This is a genomic window from Microbacterium sp. CFSPD4_SD4, assembly GCF_057364585.1.
This window is the reverse complement of sequence record NZ_JBNFOC010000002.1, coordinates 238,230-252,962: the sequence shown is the minus strand read 5'-3', so window position 1 is coordinate 252,962 and position 14,733 is coordinate 238,230. Positions and strand designations below refer to the sequence as shown.

Below are 14,733 nucleotides of genomic sequence, written 5' to 3'. Positions count from 1 at the left end.
CGCACGGATTCCGTGAATCCGTGCGACCCCGTGCGGAAGTGCGGCGTCAGAGCGGAGGGCCGAACAGCTCCTCGCCATGCTCGTGGAGGAGCCGGAACGCGTCGGCGAAGGTCTCCGGTTCCTTCTCGCCCGGCGCGCCGTAGCGGGCGAGGAGCAGCCCGAGCAGGCCGCGGGCGGGAGGCGTGAGCGGCTTGAGGTGATCGGCCTCGTTCGGCTGCGGGGTGCCGTCTTCGGGGTTCGGCGGGGTGTACGCGGGTGTGGTGACGGGCCAGTCGGCCGGGTGCCGCGGCTTGTCGAGGTTCACGACGTTGAGCAGCGTGTTGGCCGATTGGTCCCGGTCGTTCAGCGGCTCCAGGCCGTGCAGGCGCGACAGCGTGGCCGTGACCGATCCGTGGTGCATCTCGTCGTGGATGATCGTGCCGCGCCCCGTGTACGCCGACACCGCGATCGCCGGGACACGACAGCCGAGCCGGTCGAACGTGAAGCCCATCTCCCCGGCGCCGGTGTCCTTCGTGGGTTTCGTGGCCGCGGGCGGCGGCACATGGTCGTAACAGCCGCCGTGCTCGTCGAAGGTGATGAGCAGCAGGGTGTTCACGGCGTTCGAGCCGCCGGGAGTCGCGCTCGTGCGCACGGCCTCGTAGATGTCGTGGATGAGCCGATCGCCCGCCCGCACATCGGAGATGGCGCTGTCGAACACGGGCTCGCCGTCGACCACGCTCTCCCGCGGCTTCCCGAACGGCGGATGGAAGTCGTTGTGGTCGTAGACCATCCGGGGTTCGATGAACGCGTAGGCCGGGAGGGTGCCGTTCTTCGCGTCGGCGTAGAAGTCCTCCATCGTGCCGAAATGGTCCGTGCGCCAGTACTTCTCGAGCACCGCCGCATGCAGCATCCCCGTGAACGAGACCAGCTGGAGCTTGTCGATGTAGATCCGCCAGCTCACCTTGCGGTCTTCCAGGCGGTTGAACACCGTCGGTGCGGCCGGGGCGTCGAGCCACTTCCGGTAGCCGCCGCCCCCCTGATTCGTCACGAAGCCGTGCGAGGTCGAGGCGTGGAAGAAGGAGCGGTTGCAGAAGGTCTGGGACGGCACTCCCGCGTACCAGTGGTCGAACACGGCGAACTCGGCGGCGAGGGTGGAGAGCACCGGGAGCATCTCCGGCGAGAACGAGCCCATGATGTGCCGCGCTTCGTCCGGGCTCGGCTCCTTCCCGTCGCGCAGTCGGCGGAAGTTGATGATGTAGTCCTCGAGGAACCCGGACATCGTCGCCTTCTCCCCGTGGGTGGGGGCATTGAAGGGCGTGGTCATCTCGTCGACGAACAGGTCGGCGTTGGTCTTCGGATCGACGGTGCCGAAGATCTGCGTGTTGACGTGCGGGTACTCCTCACCCGGGTCCGGATCGGGGAGGCTCATGATGCGATCCGTGTCCCCCCGGTAGACGTGCGCCTCCACCACCGTGCCGTCCGGGGCGGTGTTGCTGTGGGTGCCGAACGCGAGACCTTCGAAGGTCTCGCCCGCCGGCAGCGTCTCGGCCGTGTGAAGGTAGCCGAGGAGGTTGTCGAAGGAGCGGTTCTCGCCCATCACCACGACCACGTGATCGAAGCCGGGCTCCGAGCGGGGCGCGAGTGCGGCGAACGGATCCGGATCGTCGGCGAAGCCGTCCCGGCGTCCGGCCCCGGCAACGGAGGCCCCGATCGCCGCTCCTCCCGCGCCCCCGATCACCGCTCCGGCCAGGGCGGCACCGCCCACGGTGAGGAATCCGCGCCGGGAGGGGTCGCGGGGAGAGGCGCCGGAGGGTTTGTCGTCGTCGACCATGCCGCGATCCTATGACCGCGCGAGCCAGTGCAGCATTCCGGTGTCCCAGGAATGTCGCGGAACGGGTCTGGAAGGATCGGGGAGTGCATTCCGCGGTCGTCCCTCCGACGTTCGTCGCCCGCGGGATCGCTCCGCGGGGTGCGCGGTCATGGGGGTCGTCCCTGCTCGCCCTCGCCTGGGGCGCCGGCGCGGCCGTGCTCCTCGCCACCGGGATCGGCGCGTGGTCTGCCGAGCAGGCGATGTACGTGGACGATCAGGGCATCCTCCGGGAGGCGATCCCCACGATGTGGGTGCTGACGCCCGTCGTGGAGGAGGTGGGGAAGGGCCTCGGGGTGCTGCTCATCCTTCTGCTCGCACGGCGGATCGGGCTGCGCGGCGTGCTCTTCGGCGCGATGGTCGGGGCCCTGGTCGGCGTCGGTTTCGCAGCGGTGGAGGACGCCTCCGCGATCGCGGCGGACATCGCGGCGAACGATCTCGGTTCCGGCATCGCGACGTGGATCGTCCGCACCCTGACCTTCCCCACCCATGCCGCGCTCGCGATCTGGACCGGCGCGGCGCTCGGTCTCGCTCTCGACGCCCGACGCGCCTGGTCGCGCCCGCTCCTCGCGCTCGCCGGACTCCTGGTGGCGATCGGGGCCCACGGAGCGATCAACTACGGGAACGTGGCCGGCGCCACCGATCAGGCCTCGTTCTTCATGGCCCTGGGCACGGCCTTCGGCTGGATCGTGGTGTCGACGATCCTCGCCGTGACCCTCCGTCTCGTGCTGACCCGCCGGGTCTGAGTCGCACGCCGGCCGGACGGGCACAGCTTCGGAGATCGCGGCCGACACGCCGCCGTGCGGGGTGGCCGCACGGCGTGTCGGGGCTGATCTCCGAAGCTGTGCGCGGGGTGGCTCAGGCGGCGGGGATCCAGAGGACGGCGCCGTCGCGCCAGCCGAGACCGGCCGCGCCCTCGGGGAGCGGGTCCTCGTGCCGGGGACGGACCACGCGGAGGCGGCGCCCCGCGAGTTCGACGATGTAGACGACGTCGGCGCCGCGGTAGACGTGCGCGATGACCTCGACCGGGACGGGGGCACCCGGACCCGCCGCGGGCGACAGATGCAGATCCTCCTGCCGGAGCACGACCTCGCCGGAGCCGTCCGGTCCGGCGCCCGTGAGCGGGACCTGCACGGCGGTGCCGTCGAGGGTCGCGATCGCGCCGGAGCGCGTGGCGGGAAGGAGGTTCGCGGCACCGATGAAGTCGGCGGCGAAGGGCGTGAGCGGGGCGCTGTACAGCTCCGCCGGCGCGCCCTCCTGTTCGATGATCCCGCCGTTCATGAGCACGATGCGGTCGGAGAGGCTCATCGCCTCCTCCTGGTCGTGCGTGACGAACACGGTTGTGAGACCGAGCGTGCGGTGCAGTTCCTTGAGCTCGACCTGCATGTCCTCGCGCAGACGCGCATCGAGGTTCGACAGCGGCTCGTCGAGGAGGAGCACGCGCGGCTCGAACGCGATGGCGCGGGCCAGGGCCACGCGCTGCTGCTGTCCGCCGGAGAGCTGCGCGGGCATGCGATCGGCGAGGTGGCCCATCTGCACACGCTCCAGCGCCCGGACGGCGAGCTCCTTCTGCTCCGTCTTCGACTTCTCGCCCGACATCCGCAGCCCGAAGCGCACGTTCTCGGCGACGCTCATGTGCGGGAAGAGCGCATAGCTCTGGAACATCATGCCGAGGTGACGCTTCTCGGGCGGCAGCTTCGTGACGTCCTGCCCCGCGATCTCGATCGTGCCGCTCGTCGGCGACTCGAGCCCGGCGATGCAGCGGAGCAGCGTCGTCTTCCCGCAGCCCGAAGGCCCGAGGAGCGAGACGAACTCGCCGGACCGCATCGAGAGGTCGATGCCCTTGAGCACCTTCGTCCCCTTGAAGTCCTTGGTGAGTGCAGTGATGGTGAGCGTTGTCATCAGACGAACAACCTTCCCAGGCCGATGATGCGTTCGAGGACGATCATGAGGACGACGGTGAGCAGGACCATCAGGGTCGAGACGGCCGCCACGGTGGGCGACGTGCTGAACTCCAGCTGGCCGTAGATGGCGATGGGCAGGGTCTCCAGCTGCGGGGTGCGCAGGAAGAGGGCGATGACCGCATCGTCGAACGAGATGTTGAAGGCGAAGAACGCTCCGGCCGCGATGCCAGGACGCGCGATGGGCAGCACCACGAGCCGGTAGCGGTTCCAGGTGCCGGCGCCGAGGGTGCGCGCGGCCTCCTCGGTGAAGTGGTCGGCACGGGTCATCACGCCGGTCACGGTGCGCATGACGTAGGGGATCGCGATGACCACGTGGATCGCGATGAGCACGCCCACATTCGGGGAGCCGATCGTGAGCGAGGCGATGGAGAGGGCGCCGATCGCGAGGATGATCGTGGGGATCGTCAGCGGCGACATCAGCAGCGCCTGGATCGCCGCGCCTCCCGGAACGCGGAACCGCGTCAGCGCGAGGGCGGCCGCGGTGCCGATGGCGGCGGCGAGGATCGCGACCGTCACACCCACCACGAGGCTCAGACGGAACGGTTCCAGGTAGGTGTCGGAGGTGAGGGCCTCCACGTACCAGTCGAGCGTGAAGCCCTGGCCGGGGAACGTGAGGAAGCGGTTCTCGCCCACCGAGGCGCCGGCGACGACGAGCAACGGGACGAGCATGTACAGCGTCACGATGACGCCGAGGAGGATCGCGAGGATACGGCCGAGGATCGGGACGGAACGGACCATGGTCACACCTTCTGCTTCCCGAGCCGGGAGGTGGCCGCGAGCACGAGCATCACGCCCGCGAACAGCAGCACGGCCTGCGCCGCCGCGAACGCCCAGTCGAGGTTGGTGGTCGCGTCGACGTAGATCGTCTGTGCGAACACGGGGATCTGCGAGCCGCCGATGAAGCGGGGGGTGATGAAGGAGCTCACCGAGAGCACGAACACCAGGGAGGCGCCGGCGACGATGCCGGGCACCGACAGCGGCAGCACGACGTGCCGCAGCGTGCGCCAGAATCCGGCGCCGAGGGTGCGAGAGGCCTCCTCCAGCTGCGGGCGGATGCCGGAGATGACGCCGAGGATGCTGAGCACGGCGAACGGCAGCAGCACCTGCACCATCGCGATCACGACGCCGGTCTCGGTACCGAGGAATCCCTGCGTGCCGCCGACGAGGAACTCCGCGCCGGGGATCTGCATCATCAGGCCGGACGGCCCCATGAGCACCACCCAGCCGAAGGTGCGGACGACGACGCTCGTCATCAGCGGCAGGATCACCACGATGAGGAGGAAGGAGCGCACCTTCGAGCCGGCGCGCGCCATGATGTACGACAGCGGGACGGCGATGACGAGGGTGATCACCGTCTGGATCACCCCCAGGCGGAGCGATCGCAGCGCCGCCTGGAGGTGATACTCGCTCGCGAACAAGCGGGTGAAGTTGTCGAGGGTGAACCCGCCTGCCGGCGATTGCACGCTCATGAGCAGCATGCCGGCCACCGGGGTGACGAAGGCGAGCGCGAGCAGCACGATCGCCGGCAGGAGCAGGAGCCAGGGCTCCTTACGGGTTCGGACGCTCATTTGGTGATCAGCGCATTCCACTCATCGGTCCACGCCTGACGCGACGCGGCGATGTCGCCCGGGGCGTAGACCACGACGTCGTCGAGCTCGTCGCCGGTGAGCACGGCCTCGGCCGCCTCGTCCGACAGCTCGGCCTTCGTGTTGACGGGGGAGTAGCGCATGTTCTCCGCGAAGACGGCCTGCGCTTCGGGGCGCAGCTCGTAGTCGATGAAGAGCGTCGCCAGCTCGGGGTTCTCCCGGCCCTCGACGACGTTCGCCGTGATGAGCGACGCGGTGGCGCCCTCCTCCGGGACGATGAACTCGACGGGGAGACCCGCGTCCTGCAGGGTGCCCGCGTAGTCCATCGCGTACGGGGCCAGCCAGGTGCCGCGCTGGGCGAAGGCGGTCTGCAGGTCCGGCGAGGTGGGGACGACGATCGCGTCGCCCGAGGACGCCAGCGCCCCGAGGTCGGCGATGGCCGCGGACGGGTCCTCGATGCCACCCCCGAGCGCATCGGCCACGCGGAGCATCGACAGCACCCCGTAGGTGTTCGAGAAGTCCGTCAGGGCGACGTGACCGGCGTAGGCGTCGTCGAAGAGGTCTTCCCAGGACGTCGGCGCCGGGGCGTCGGCCTCGGTGTTGTAGACGAGCCCGATGGGCGCGAGCTGGATGACCGGACCCTCGCCGCGCTCGAGGCCGGCGGTCGCGATGTCGACGAGGTCCCCCGCTGCGGACAGGTCGTCCGCGGCGATCGGGGCGATGAGGCCCTGCTCCGCGGCGGTGAACTCCTGCCCGCCAGAGAAGTGCACGACATCGATCTGCGGGCTCGCCTTCTGGGCGGTGACCTGGGCGAGGGCGTCGGCGCTGTACAGGGTGATCAGCTCGACCTTCGCTCCGGTCTCCTCCTCGAACGGGTCGACGACGGCCTCGATGAAGGCCTTCTCCCAGTCTCCGCCGAACGACGTGACGACCAGGGTCTCGCCGGCGAACTCCTTGTCACCACCGGACGAGGACTCGCCGTCGCCGGACGCGCAGCCGGCGAGGACGAGGGCACCGGTGGCGACGAGCGCGCCGGCGGTGAGGATTCTGCGGGTGTTCATGCACTGCTCCTTCGGGATGGGTCCAGCACGGGGGTGGACGCCTAGACCAGGCGTCCGATGGTGAGCTGCTTCGCTCCGTCGATGCGGATCGCGGCGCTCTCCTGAGCGAACTCCGCGAGTCCTTCGGTGATGCCGGCCCAGATGTTGACGGGTGTCCATCCGAGGGGGCCGAGAATACGGGCACCACGATCGTAGAAGACTCCGATCTCGTACCACTCGAACGGCAGTCCGCCCATCTGCATGGGGCGCTGCCAGTACCACTGCAGGTCACCCGGTGCGGGCACGACCTGCTGGTTCTCCGCGGGCACGGCCTCGGGGTCGAAGTTCTGGGCCTCCTCGGGAAGACCGACCATGACCTCGGGTCCGGCGTACATCGCGTGCATCGCCTGCATGGTGACCGGCTTCTCCAGCGCGCCCCACATCGCCTCGCACGTGCGAGGGGCGAGGTCCTCGAACAGGGTGGCGACGGCGCGGACGCCGTTCTCGTACTCGAGGAAGACCTGCTTGGTCATCGTGTTCCTTTCTGGCCAGCGGACGGTTCCGCTGCGCGTTCACGGGCGGCCGCGACGAACGCCGCGAACAGCGGGCGCTCCTCGGCGGCCTCTTCGGGGGCTGTCATCTTCTCGGGGTGCCACTGCACCGCCCAGAAGGCCCAGTCGTCGTCCGACTCGACGGCTTCGACGATGCCGTCAGGAGCCCAGGCGACGGGGCGCAGCCCGGGGGCGGGGGTGTCGACGGACTGGTGATGGATGGTGTTGACGGTCCTCGTCGTCGTCCCGTAGAGCGCGGCGAGCCTGCTGTCCTCCGCGAACGCGACGGCGTGCCGGGCGGAGAGCTGCTCGTCTGCTCCTCGCACCGGGTGATGGTCGGCCGTGGCGGGGATGTCGACGATGAGGGAGCCGCCGAACGCGACGGTGCAGACCTGGAGCCCGCGGCAGATCGCCAGCACCGGCAGGCCGCGTTCCCGAGCGCCGAGGGCGAGCGCGATCTCGTAGCCGTCGCGGGCCGAGTCGTAGGACTTCCCGTCCTGGGGCTCGGCGCCGTAGTGCGAGGGGTGCAGATCCTCTCCGCCGGAGAGCACCAGTCCGTCGAGCCGATCGAGGACCTCGTCGACACCGGCGGTCGGCGGCAGCAGCACGACGGCGCCGCCGGCGGCCTCGATCGGCGTGGCGTACTCGGTGCCGAGGCTGTGCGCGGGGCGGCCCATGCCGAGGTCGGTGTCGATGGCGCGGCGCCAGGTAGTGATGCCGATGAGCGGGCGGGTCACGACAGCTCGATCCACGTGGTCTTCAGGTCGGTGAACTTCTCCATCGCGTGCAGACTCTTGTCGCGACCGAAGCCGGAGCCCTTGACCCCGCCGAAGGGGATGGTCATGTCGCCCTCCTCGAAGCAGTTGACCCAGACGACACCCGCCCGCAGCCGCCGGGAGAGGGTGTGCACGGCGTTGAGGTCGGTGCTCCACAGCGCCGCGGCGAGGCCGTACTCGGTGCCGTTGGCGATGGCGAGGGCGTCGTCGACGTCGTCGTACGCGACGACCGACAGCACGGGGCCGAAGACCTCGCGCTGCGCCACCTCGTGCGCGGGGGTCACGCCGAGCACGACGGGGGCGAAGTAGCTGCCGCCGTCGACGGCGGAGAACCGTTCGGTGCTGCCGGCCGCGAGCTCGGCGCCGTCGGCCTCCGCGCGCTCGACGAACCCGGCGATCCCGGCGAGCTGCTTCTCGCTGACGATCGCCCCCATCGACGTGGACACGTCGAACGGGTCTGCGGGAAGGCTCGTGCGGGCGACCTCGGCGGCGATCTCCAGGGCCCTGTCGTAGTGCGCGCGGGGGACGAGCAGCCGGGACGAGGCCGTGCACATCTGCCCCTGGTTGTAGAAGCAGCCGTCGGCCGTGGCCCGGACCGCCCGCTCCAGATCGGCGTCCGGGAGCACGAGGCTCGCCGTCTTGCCGCCGAGCTCCGGCCACACGCGCTTGCCGTTCGACGCCGCGGCGTATCCGAGGAACCGGCGGCCGACCTCGGGCGAGCCCGTGAACGTGACGACGTCGACATCGGGGTGCTCGCCGAGTGCGCGGCCGGCGACGTGGCCGGCGCCGGGGGTGACGTTCAGCACACCGGCCGGGAGGCCGGCCTCGTGGGCGAGCTCGGCCAGGCGCAGGGCGGAGAAGGTGGTGTGCTCGGCGGGCTTGAGGACGACGCTGTTGCCGACGGCGAGAGCGGGGGCGAGCTTCCAGGCCGTCATCGTGAGCGGGAAGTTCCACGGCACGACCGCGGCGACGACGCCGGCCGGTTCGCGGGTGACGAGCGCGAGGCTGTTCGGGGCGGTGACGGGGAGCTCGTCGAGCACCTTGTCTGCGGCCTCGCCGTACCAGCGGAAGCAGTTCACGACCGCGCGGAGTTCGGTCTGCAGCGCCTCGCGCACGGGCTTGCCCATCTCGAGGGAGATGGTGAGGGCGAGCTCTTCGGCGTTGTCGTGGATCTTCTGCGCGAAGGCGATCAGCAGCTGGCCGCGCTCCCGGGGGGCGAGGCGCGACCAGACGCCCGCGTCGAACGCGGCACGGGCGGAGCGGACCGCGCGGTCGATGTCGGCGGCGGAGGCGGCCGCGATCGGAGGCAGTGCCCGGCCGTCGCGGGGGCTGATCGGTGCGAGGGGCTCGGCGGCCCCGTCCTCCCAGGAGCCGTCGATGAACATGCGGGTGTGCAGCGACAGCGCCGCCGCGCGGTCCGCCCAGTCGTCTCCAGTTGCCGTGAACACGGTCGTCCTCTCCAGGGGTGAAGGCCCTGGAAGGGATACTCGCTCTATTTCGCCATTACGTCAAGGCAATGCGAACGATCCCGCCATTTCTTTACACCTCCGTAACAGAATCGGCCTACAAACGGATGGCTCCCGTCGGCATGTCCTGCGCCAGCGCCGCCGGCGCCTCGTCCACGATCAGCGACCCGCGGAGCACCGGCGTGATGACGACGAGCGACTCCACGACCTCCAGCCCGTCGTGGCCCGCCACCGCGGGACCGGTGAGGAAGTCGTAGAACTCGTCCGCGTCGCGCACGAGCACGTTCATCAGGAGCTGCGACGTGCCGGTCGTCGCGACGATGAACTTCACCTCGGGGGCGGCGGCGAGGGCGGATCCCACCTTCTCCAGCCGATCCATCGGCACCCGCAGCCACACGAGTGCCTCCAGCCCGAGGCCGAAGAGGCTCGGGACGATCTCCGTGCGGGGGTGCATGAGACCGCGGCGGTTGAGGGACTCCATCCGTCGACGCGTCGTGGTGACGTTCAGTCCGAGCGCGCGGGCGAGCTGTGCCACGGGCATCCGTCCGTCCTTCAGCAGGAGCCGGATCAGCGCTTCCTCGTCCTCGCTCAAGGCGTCCGCCGGGTCGACCTCGGATCCCGAGGACTCGTCCAGCATGCGCACCTGCTCGTCGGACAGCACGCCCACCCGCCAGTCGTGTCCGGAGCGGAAGAACTTCAGCACCGTGGTGACGTTGATCGACGCGATGCCCTCCACCTCGGGGAAGTCGGTGAAGAGCAGCTCGCGGATCGATGCGTCGTCGTGGGGGAGGAGCATGCCGGCGATGTCGCTGCTGCCCTCGAGGACCGACACGGACGACGCGTCGGCACGACGGGCGAGGGTGCGGGCGACGTGCCAGAGCGCATGCGGTTCGGTCGTGATCCGGAACAGGACGGCGCGCGCATGGAGCACGCGCGCGGGGTCGACGTAGGTCGAGACGCGCACGAGCCCGCGGTCCAGGAGACGCTGCCCGCGGCGGGCGACCGTCCGCTCCGGGAGGTCGACCACGCGGGCGATCTCGCCCCAGGACGCGCGGCCGTTCACCTGCAGGGCCGCCGCGACGATCCGATCGGTCTCATCGGCCAGGGCATCGTTCGCGGGCACGGGTTCTCCTTCGCGGGTCGGGCACGTGAAGGTTATCCCAGACCCGGAGGGGACCGGTGCCTGGTCCGAGGCGAGAGCCGGGAGAGACGGCACGGGCGCGCCGGAGGACCGGCGGCGCCCGCGGAGGGACAGACGACCGGGTTACCCGGCGTCCGTCGTCTCGACGACCGCGGTCGCACGACGGCGACGCAGCGCGAACAGGCCGAGGCCGGCGGCGAGCAGCACGATGGCGCCGATGACGAACGGCGTGCTGTCCGCACCGGTCGTCGCGAGGTCGCCGTCGGTCGCGCCGCCCGAGTCGCTCTCACCGGGGGCGATCGCGCCGCCGTCGCCGTCAGCCGCTGCGGTCACGGTGAGGGAGGCCGTCACCTCGGTGCCGTCGGGGAGGATCACGGCGAGTGTGTGCGTCCCCGCCGGGGTGGCCGCGGGGATGGTGACGGTGCGCGAGAACGTGCCGTCGGCCGCGACCGTGACCGTACCGAGCGCGACCGGGTCGGACCGCAGCTCGAGGGCGAGCTCCGCGCCGGCCGCGAAGCCGCTTCCGGACACCGCGAGCGTGCCGCCGGCCGCGACCGAGGACGCGCCCAGCTCGACCGCCGCGGGCTTCTCCGGCTCCGGCTCCTCCGTGACCGGCGGAGTGACACCGGCCTCGGTGACCCACTTCTCACCGGCATCCGACTTGGTCACCGTGAACGTGTCGTAGACGGCGCCGACGGGGAGGTCGGTCGTGGCGTCCGGCTGCTTCTCGGCGAGGTACGACCGATAGACGAGCTGGTTCTTCGAGACGTCGATCACCTGGTACGTCGTCACGCCCTGACCGCGCAGCACCTGCGTGGCGCCGTTTTTGGTCCAGACGTTCTTCTCCGGGGTCTCCAGGTCGTAGTGCTTCGCGCCGGAGTTCGACACGACGTAGACCGGGCCCGTGGTGAGGCCCGGAGTCTCGGTCGCATCCGTGTTCACGTAGCCGCGGGCGTACGTGTGGTCGTGCCCCATGAGCACGAGATCGATGTCGTTGCGCTGGAAGACGGGCAGCCATTCGGCGCGGAGCACCGGCTCGTCACGACCGGCCGAGGCCGAGAAGACCGGCTGGTGGAACGTGACGACGTTCCACTTCGACGGGCTGTTCTGCAGCAGCAGGTCGAGCCAGGCGGCCTGGAAGCGCGTCCACAGGGTGCCGATCTGGGACGACGGGCACTCCGCCCCCGTGCAGGACGGGAGCCCGGCCGGGGTGAGGAAGGTCGTGTCGCGGGTCGCATTCAGGGTGATGAAACGGACGCCCTGGTAGTCGGTGTAGTACGCGGTCTCGGCGGCGAACGAGCTCCAGTGGTCGAAGAACGCGCGGTACTGCTGCGCGACCTCGGAGTCGCCCTTCGCGAGGTCCGCCAGCTCGCCGATCGAGCTCGTCGACGGGTTGTTGTGCGGGTACTCGAACGCGGCCTTCCACGCCGTGAGCAGCTTGTCGCCCGAGTACTCGTGGTTGCCGGGGGCGGCCATGACGTTGGTGCGGACCGCCGAGTCCTTCATGCCTTGGAACCAGTTCAGCCACTCGTTCTCGTTGCTGGAGGTGTTGATGAGGTCACCCGCGTGCACGGAGCCGATGGATCGCGGGGCGTTCGCCTCGGCCTGCTTCACGACGCTCGGCCAGGTGGTGTCGAGACCGATCTGGGCGTCGCCGTAGTAGATGAACTGGAAGTCGTTCGCCTTCGGGTCGGCGGTGCGGAACTCGTACCAGTCGCTCCAGCTCCCGGGGAGACCCACCCGGTAGCGGTACGCCGTGGCGGGGGTGAGGTCGGTGACCGTGGCCGAGAAGTGCTTGTTCGGGTTGCCGTTCACGACACCGGCGTCGTACGCGTCGACCGTGCGGGTGGCACCACCGGTCGCGAGGCCGATCTCGACCTGGCCGACCGTGTGCGAGGCGTCGCCGGCGAGCCAGGAGAACGACTGCGACACCTCGGGTTTCTCGGTGGGGGTGAGGATGACACGGGTCGGCGGGGCGACCACGGGCGCGCCGGGGTCGGAGGCCTTCACGAGGGTGAGCGATGACATGTCGAAGTAGATGTCGGAGCTGGACGCGCGGTCCTGGAACAGCGACACGGCGATCGTGTTCGTGCCGTCACGGAGCAGGTCGCCCTCGGCGCTGAACGTGCTGGTCAGCGGGTCGCCGTTGGAGTCGCCGGCGTACTCGACGTTGGTGGTGTCGGTGATGCGGCCGTCGACGTAGCGGGCGACCTCCTCGCCGTTGATCCAGACGATGATGGCGTCGTCGTAGGTGATGGTGCTCTGCAGAGCGGCGACCTGCTCGGCGACGCCGGCTTCGAGTTCGAACGTGGTCCGGAAGAAGTAGGTGGGCACGGTCGGGGCCGCGGCGCCGTCGAGGTAGTGGTTGAGGAGCGTCTTCGGCGTCTGCGGGCCGACGGGGGCGAGCTTCCCGCCCTTGGCGCCGAACGAGCCCGGTGCGGTCTTCCACGCGCTGTCGTCGTAGGCCGGCAGGGTCCAATCGCGCAGTGCGGCCGGGGCAGGGGACGGGTCGGAGCCGTCGTCGAGGTAGTGCCAGGGGGTGTCGCCGGTGACGAGCGATCCGGTGGGCACCTCGGGATCGGGCGCGGCGAGGGCCGCGGGGGCGACGACGGCGCCGCCGAGCACGGCGAGCAGTGCGACGGACGTCAGTCCGCGACGCCGCCACTGCACCGCAGGGGTGGGGGAGGTCATGTCAGTCCTTCGTGGGTGGGTGTCCGTGCTCAGCCGCACGGGGCGCCCCCAGCCCAGCGGAGCCGGATGACCGCGGTCTGACATCGAGGCGACGGGGAGGTGAACGCGGCGCGGGCGGGCACAGCTTCGGAGATCGCCCGAGACACGCCGGGGGTACCGGCTCGGAGCCGGCGCGTCGGCCGGAAGCTCCGAAGTCGTGCCCGGTCCGAAAGGGGTGGAAAGCGGGCCGGTACGCTGGAACCCATGCTCAACATGGCCGACGGCCTCGCCCGTCTCGGCGCGCTCGCCGAGAATCCCGTCGTCCGCACCCTCGCGGAGGCCTTCGACGAAGCCGGTTTCGAGCTCGCCGTCGTCGGCGGTCCGGTCCGCGATGCGCTGCTCGGCCGCGAGACGCACGACCTCGACTTCACGACAAGCGCCTCGCCGGACGAGATCCTCGCGATCGTGAAGCCGGTCGCCTCCGCGCACTGGGACATCGGCCGGGCCTTCGGGACCATCGGCGCCCGGGTGCGGGGCGAGCAGGTCGAGATCACCACCTATCGCGCCGACAGCTACGACGGCGTGACGCGCAAGCCCACCGTGGAGTTCGGCGACTCGATCGACGGCGACCTCGTCCGCCGCGACTTCACGGTCAACGCGATGGCCCTCCAGGTGCCCGCGGTGAAGCTCGTCGACCCGACCGGCGGGGTCGAGGACCTCGTGGCGGGGGTGCTGCGGACACCCGCGGACCCCCGGGTGTCGTTCGGCGACGACCCGCTCCGGATGCTGCGCGCCGCCCGGTTCAGCGCGCAACTCGGCTTCACGGTGGAGGAGGACACGGAGCGGGCGATCACCGAGCTCCGCGAGACCCTGATGATCGTGAGCCCGGAGCGCGTGCAGTCCGAGCTCGTGCGCCTCATGCAGACCGACGACCCCGTCCGCGGCATCCGGGTGCTGGTGGAGACCGGACTCATCGAGGAGTTCCTCCCCGAGGTCAGCGCCCTCAAGCTCGAGGTCGACGAGCACCACCACCACAAGGACGTCTACGAGCACTCGCTCACGGTGCTCCGTCAGGCCATCGCGCTCGAGCACGCCAGGAACCCCGGGGCCGCTCCGGATGTGCCGCTGCGGATCGCGGCTCTGCTCCACGACATCGGCAAGCCCCGCACGCGCAAGCTCGAGCCGGGTGGCGCGGTCACCTTCCACCACCACGACGTCGTCGGCGCCCGGATGGCCCGCAAGCGGCTGCAGGCCCTGCGCTTCGACTCGGCGACCACGGACGCCGTCGCGACCCTGATCGAGCTGCATCTGCGGTTCTTCGGCTATGCGGAGGGGGCGTGGACGGATGCCGCCGTGCGCCGCTACGTCCGCGATGCCGGGGACCTGCTGGAGCGGCTGCACATCCTCACGCGCGCCGACGTCACCACGCGAAACAAGCGCAAGGCCGCTCGGCTCGCCGCCGCCTACGACGACATCGAGTCCCGGATCGCGGCTCTTCGCGAGCAGGAGGAGCTCGACGCGATCCGTCCGGAGCTCGACGGCAACCGCATCCAGGAGGTCCTCGGCATCTCTCCGGGCCGGGAGGTCGGCGAGGCGTACAGGTTCCTCCTCGATCTACGCCTCGACGAGGGCGTGCTGGGCGAGGACGTCGCGGAGCAGCGTCTCCGCGAGTGGTGGGCTTCGCGCGGCTGAC

At 70.4% G+C, this 14,733-nt stretch carries 12 protein-coding genes; 2 read left to right on the top strand and 10 right to left on the bottom strand.

Annotated features, from left to right (window positions below):
• Positions 1-46 precede the first annotated feature (46 nt).
• A complete protein-coding gene (locus AC2W7E_RS05265; protein WP_485988687.1) occupies positions 47-1,810 on the bottom strand; it encodes an alkaline phosphatase family protein in 1,764 nt (587 codons plus the stop codon).
• Between the two features lie 83 nt (positions 1,811-1,893).
• On the opposite strand from AC2W7E_RS05265, the gene AC2W7E_RS05260 reads away from it, so the two are divergent.
• Positions 1,894-2,592, top strand: coding sequence for a PrsW family glutamic-type intramembrane protease (locus tag AC2W7E_RS05260; protein ID WP_485988686.1), 699 nt, complete (start codon positions 1,894-1,896; stop codon positions 2,590-2,592).
• A 112-nt stretch (positions 2,593-2,704) separates the two neighbouring features.
• Here AC2W7E_RS05260 and AC2W7E_RS05255 read toward each other — a convergent pair whose 3' ends face one another.
• From AC2W7E_RS05255 to AC2W7E_RS05215, 9 genes are all read right to left on the bottom strand, one after another.
• Positions 2,705-3,748, bottom strand: coding sequence for an ABC transporter ATP-binding protein (locus tag AC2W7E_RS05255; RefSeq protein ID WP_249521426.1), 1,044 nt, complete (start codon positions 3,746-3,748; stop codon positions 2,705-2,707).
• Positions 3,748-4,548 carry an ABC transporter permease gene (locus AC2W7E_RS05250; RefSeq protein ID WP_025102849.1) on the bottom strand — a complete coding sequence of 267 codons (801 nt, stop codon included), beginning with the start codon at positions 4,546-4,548 and terminating at the stop codon, positions 3,748-3,750. The genes AC2W7E_RS05255 and AC2W7E_RS05250 overlap by 1 nt, the downstream gene beginning before the upstream one ends.
• A 2-nt stretch (positions 4,549-4,550) precedes the next feature.
• On the bottom strand, positions 4,551-5,378 hold the full coding sequence (locus AC2W7E_RS05245) for an ABC transporter permease (protein WP_060921346.1): 828 nt from the start codon (positions 5,376-5,378) through the stop codon (positions 4,551-4,553).
• Positions 5,375-6,457 (bottom strand): ABC transporter substrate-binding protein, encoded by a 1,083-nt coding sequence (locus AC2W7E_RS05240; protein ID WP_315104332.1) that lies wholly within the window; start codon positions 6,455-6,457, stop codon positions 5,375-5,377. The genes AC2W7E_RS05245 and AC2W7E_RS05240 overlap by 4 nt, the downstream gene beginning before the upstream one ends.
• 41 nt (positions 6,458-6,498) lie before the next feature.
• The gene (locus AC2W7E_RS05235) at positions 6,499-6,969 is read right to left on the bottom strand and encodes a DUF3830 family protein (protein ID WP_025102846.1); all 471 of its coding nucleotides are present in this window, start codon (positions 6,967-6,969) and stop codon (positions 6,499-6,501) included.
• The gene (locus AC2W7E_RS05230) at positions 6,966-7,724 is read right to left on the bottom strand and encodes a gamma-glutamyl-gamma-aminobutyrate hydrolase family protein (protein ID WP_485988685.1); all 759 of its coding nucleotides are present in this window, start codon (positions 7,722-7,724) and stop codon (positions 6,966-6,968) included. The genes AC2W7E_RS05235 and AC2W7E_RS05230 overlap by 4 nt, the downstream gene beginning before the upstream one ends.
• On the bottom strand, positions 7,721-9,211 hold the full coding sequence (locus AC2W7E_RS05225; RefSeq protein ID WP_485988684.1) for an aldehyde dehydrogenase family protein: 1,491 nt from the start codon (positions 9,209-9,211) through the stop codon (positions 7,721-7,723). Before AC2W7E_RS05225 ends, AC2W7E_RS05230 begins: the two co-directional genes overlap by 4 nt.
• A gap of 115 nt (positions 9,212-9,326) precedes the next feature.
• Positions 9,327-10,352, bottom strand: coding sequence for an Lrp/AsnC family transcriptional regulator (locus tag AC2W7E_RS05220; RefSeq protein ID WP_025102843.1), 1,026 nt, complete (start codon positions 10,350-10,352; stop codon positions 9,327-9,329).
• Positions 10,353-10,493: 141 nt separating this feature from the next.
• Entirely contained in the window at positions 10,494-13,061 is a 2,568-nt protein-coding gene (locus AC2W7E_RS05215; protein ID WP_485988683.1) for a fibronectin type III domain-containing protein, read from the bottom strand.
• Between the two features lie 243 nt (positions 13,062-13,304).
• On the opposite strand from AC2W7E_RS05215, the gene AC2W7E_RS05210 reads away from it, so the two are divergent.
• Complete coding sequence (locus tag AC2W7E_RS05210) at positions 13,305-14,732, top strand: CCA tRNA nucleotidyltransferase (RefSeq protein WP_485988682.1); 1,428 nt, start codon at positions 13,305-13,307, stop codon at positions 14,730-14,732.
• The last annotated feature ends 1 nt before the right edge of the window (position 14,733 follow it).

Excerpts from the sequence above, each read along its gene's own strand:
- AC2W7E_RS05265 (WP_485988687.1), bottom strand. The coding sequence starts at position 1,810 with ATGGTCGACGACGACAAACCCTCCGGCGCCTCTCCCCGCGACCCCTCC.
- AC2W7E_RS05245 (WP_060921346.1), bottom strand. The coding sequence starts at position 5,378 with ATGAGCGTCCGAACCCGTAAGGAGCCCTGGCTCCTGCTCCTGCCGGCG.
- AC2W7E_RS05255 (WP_249521426.1), bottom strand. The coding sequence starts at position 3,748 with ATGACAACGCTCACCATCACTGCACTCACCAAGGACTTCAAGGGGACG.
- AC2W7E_RS05210 (WP_485988682.1), top strand. The coding sequence starts at position 13,305 with ATGCTCAACATGGCCGACGGCCTCGCCCGTCTCGGCGCGCTCGCCGAG.
- AC2W7E_RS05240 (WP_315104332.1), bottom strand. The coding sequence starts at position 6,457 with ATGAACACCCGCAGAATCCTCACCGCCGGCGCGCTCGTCGCCACCGGT.
- AC2W7E_RS05250 (WP_025102849.1), bottom strand. The coding sequence starts at position 4,548 with ATGGTCCGTTCCGTCCCGATCCTCGGCCGTATCCTCGCGATCCTCCTC.
- AC2W7E_RS05215 (WP_485988683.1), bottom strand. The coding sequence starts at position 13,061 with ATGACCTCCCCCACCCCTGCGGTGCAGTGGCGGCGTCGCGGACTGACG.
- AC2W7E_RS05235 (WP_025102846.1), bottom strand. The coding sequence starts at position 6,969 with ATGACCAAGCAGGTCTTCCTCGAGTACGAGAACGGCGTCCGCGCCGTC.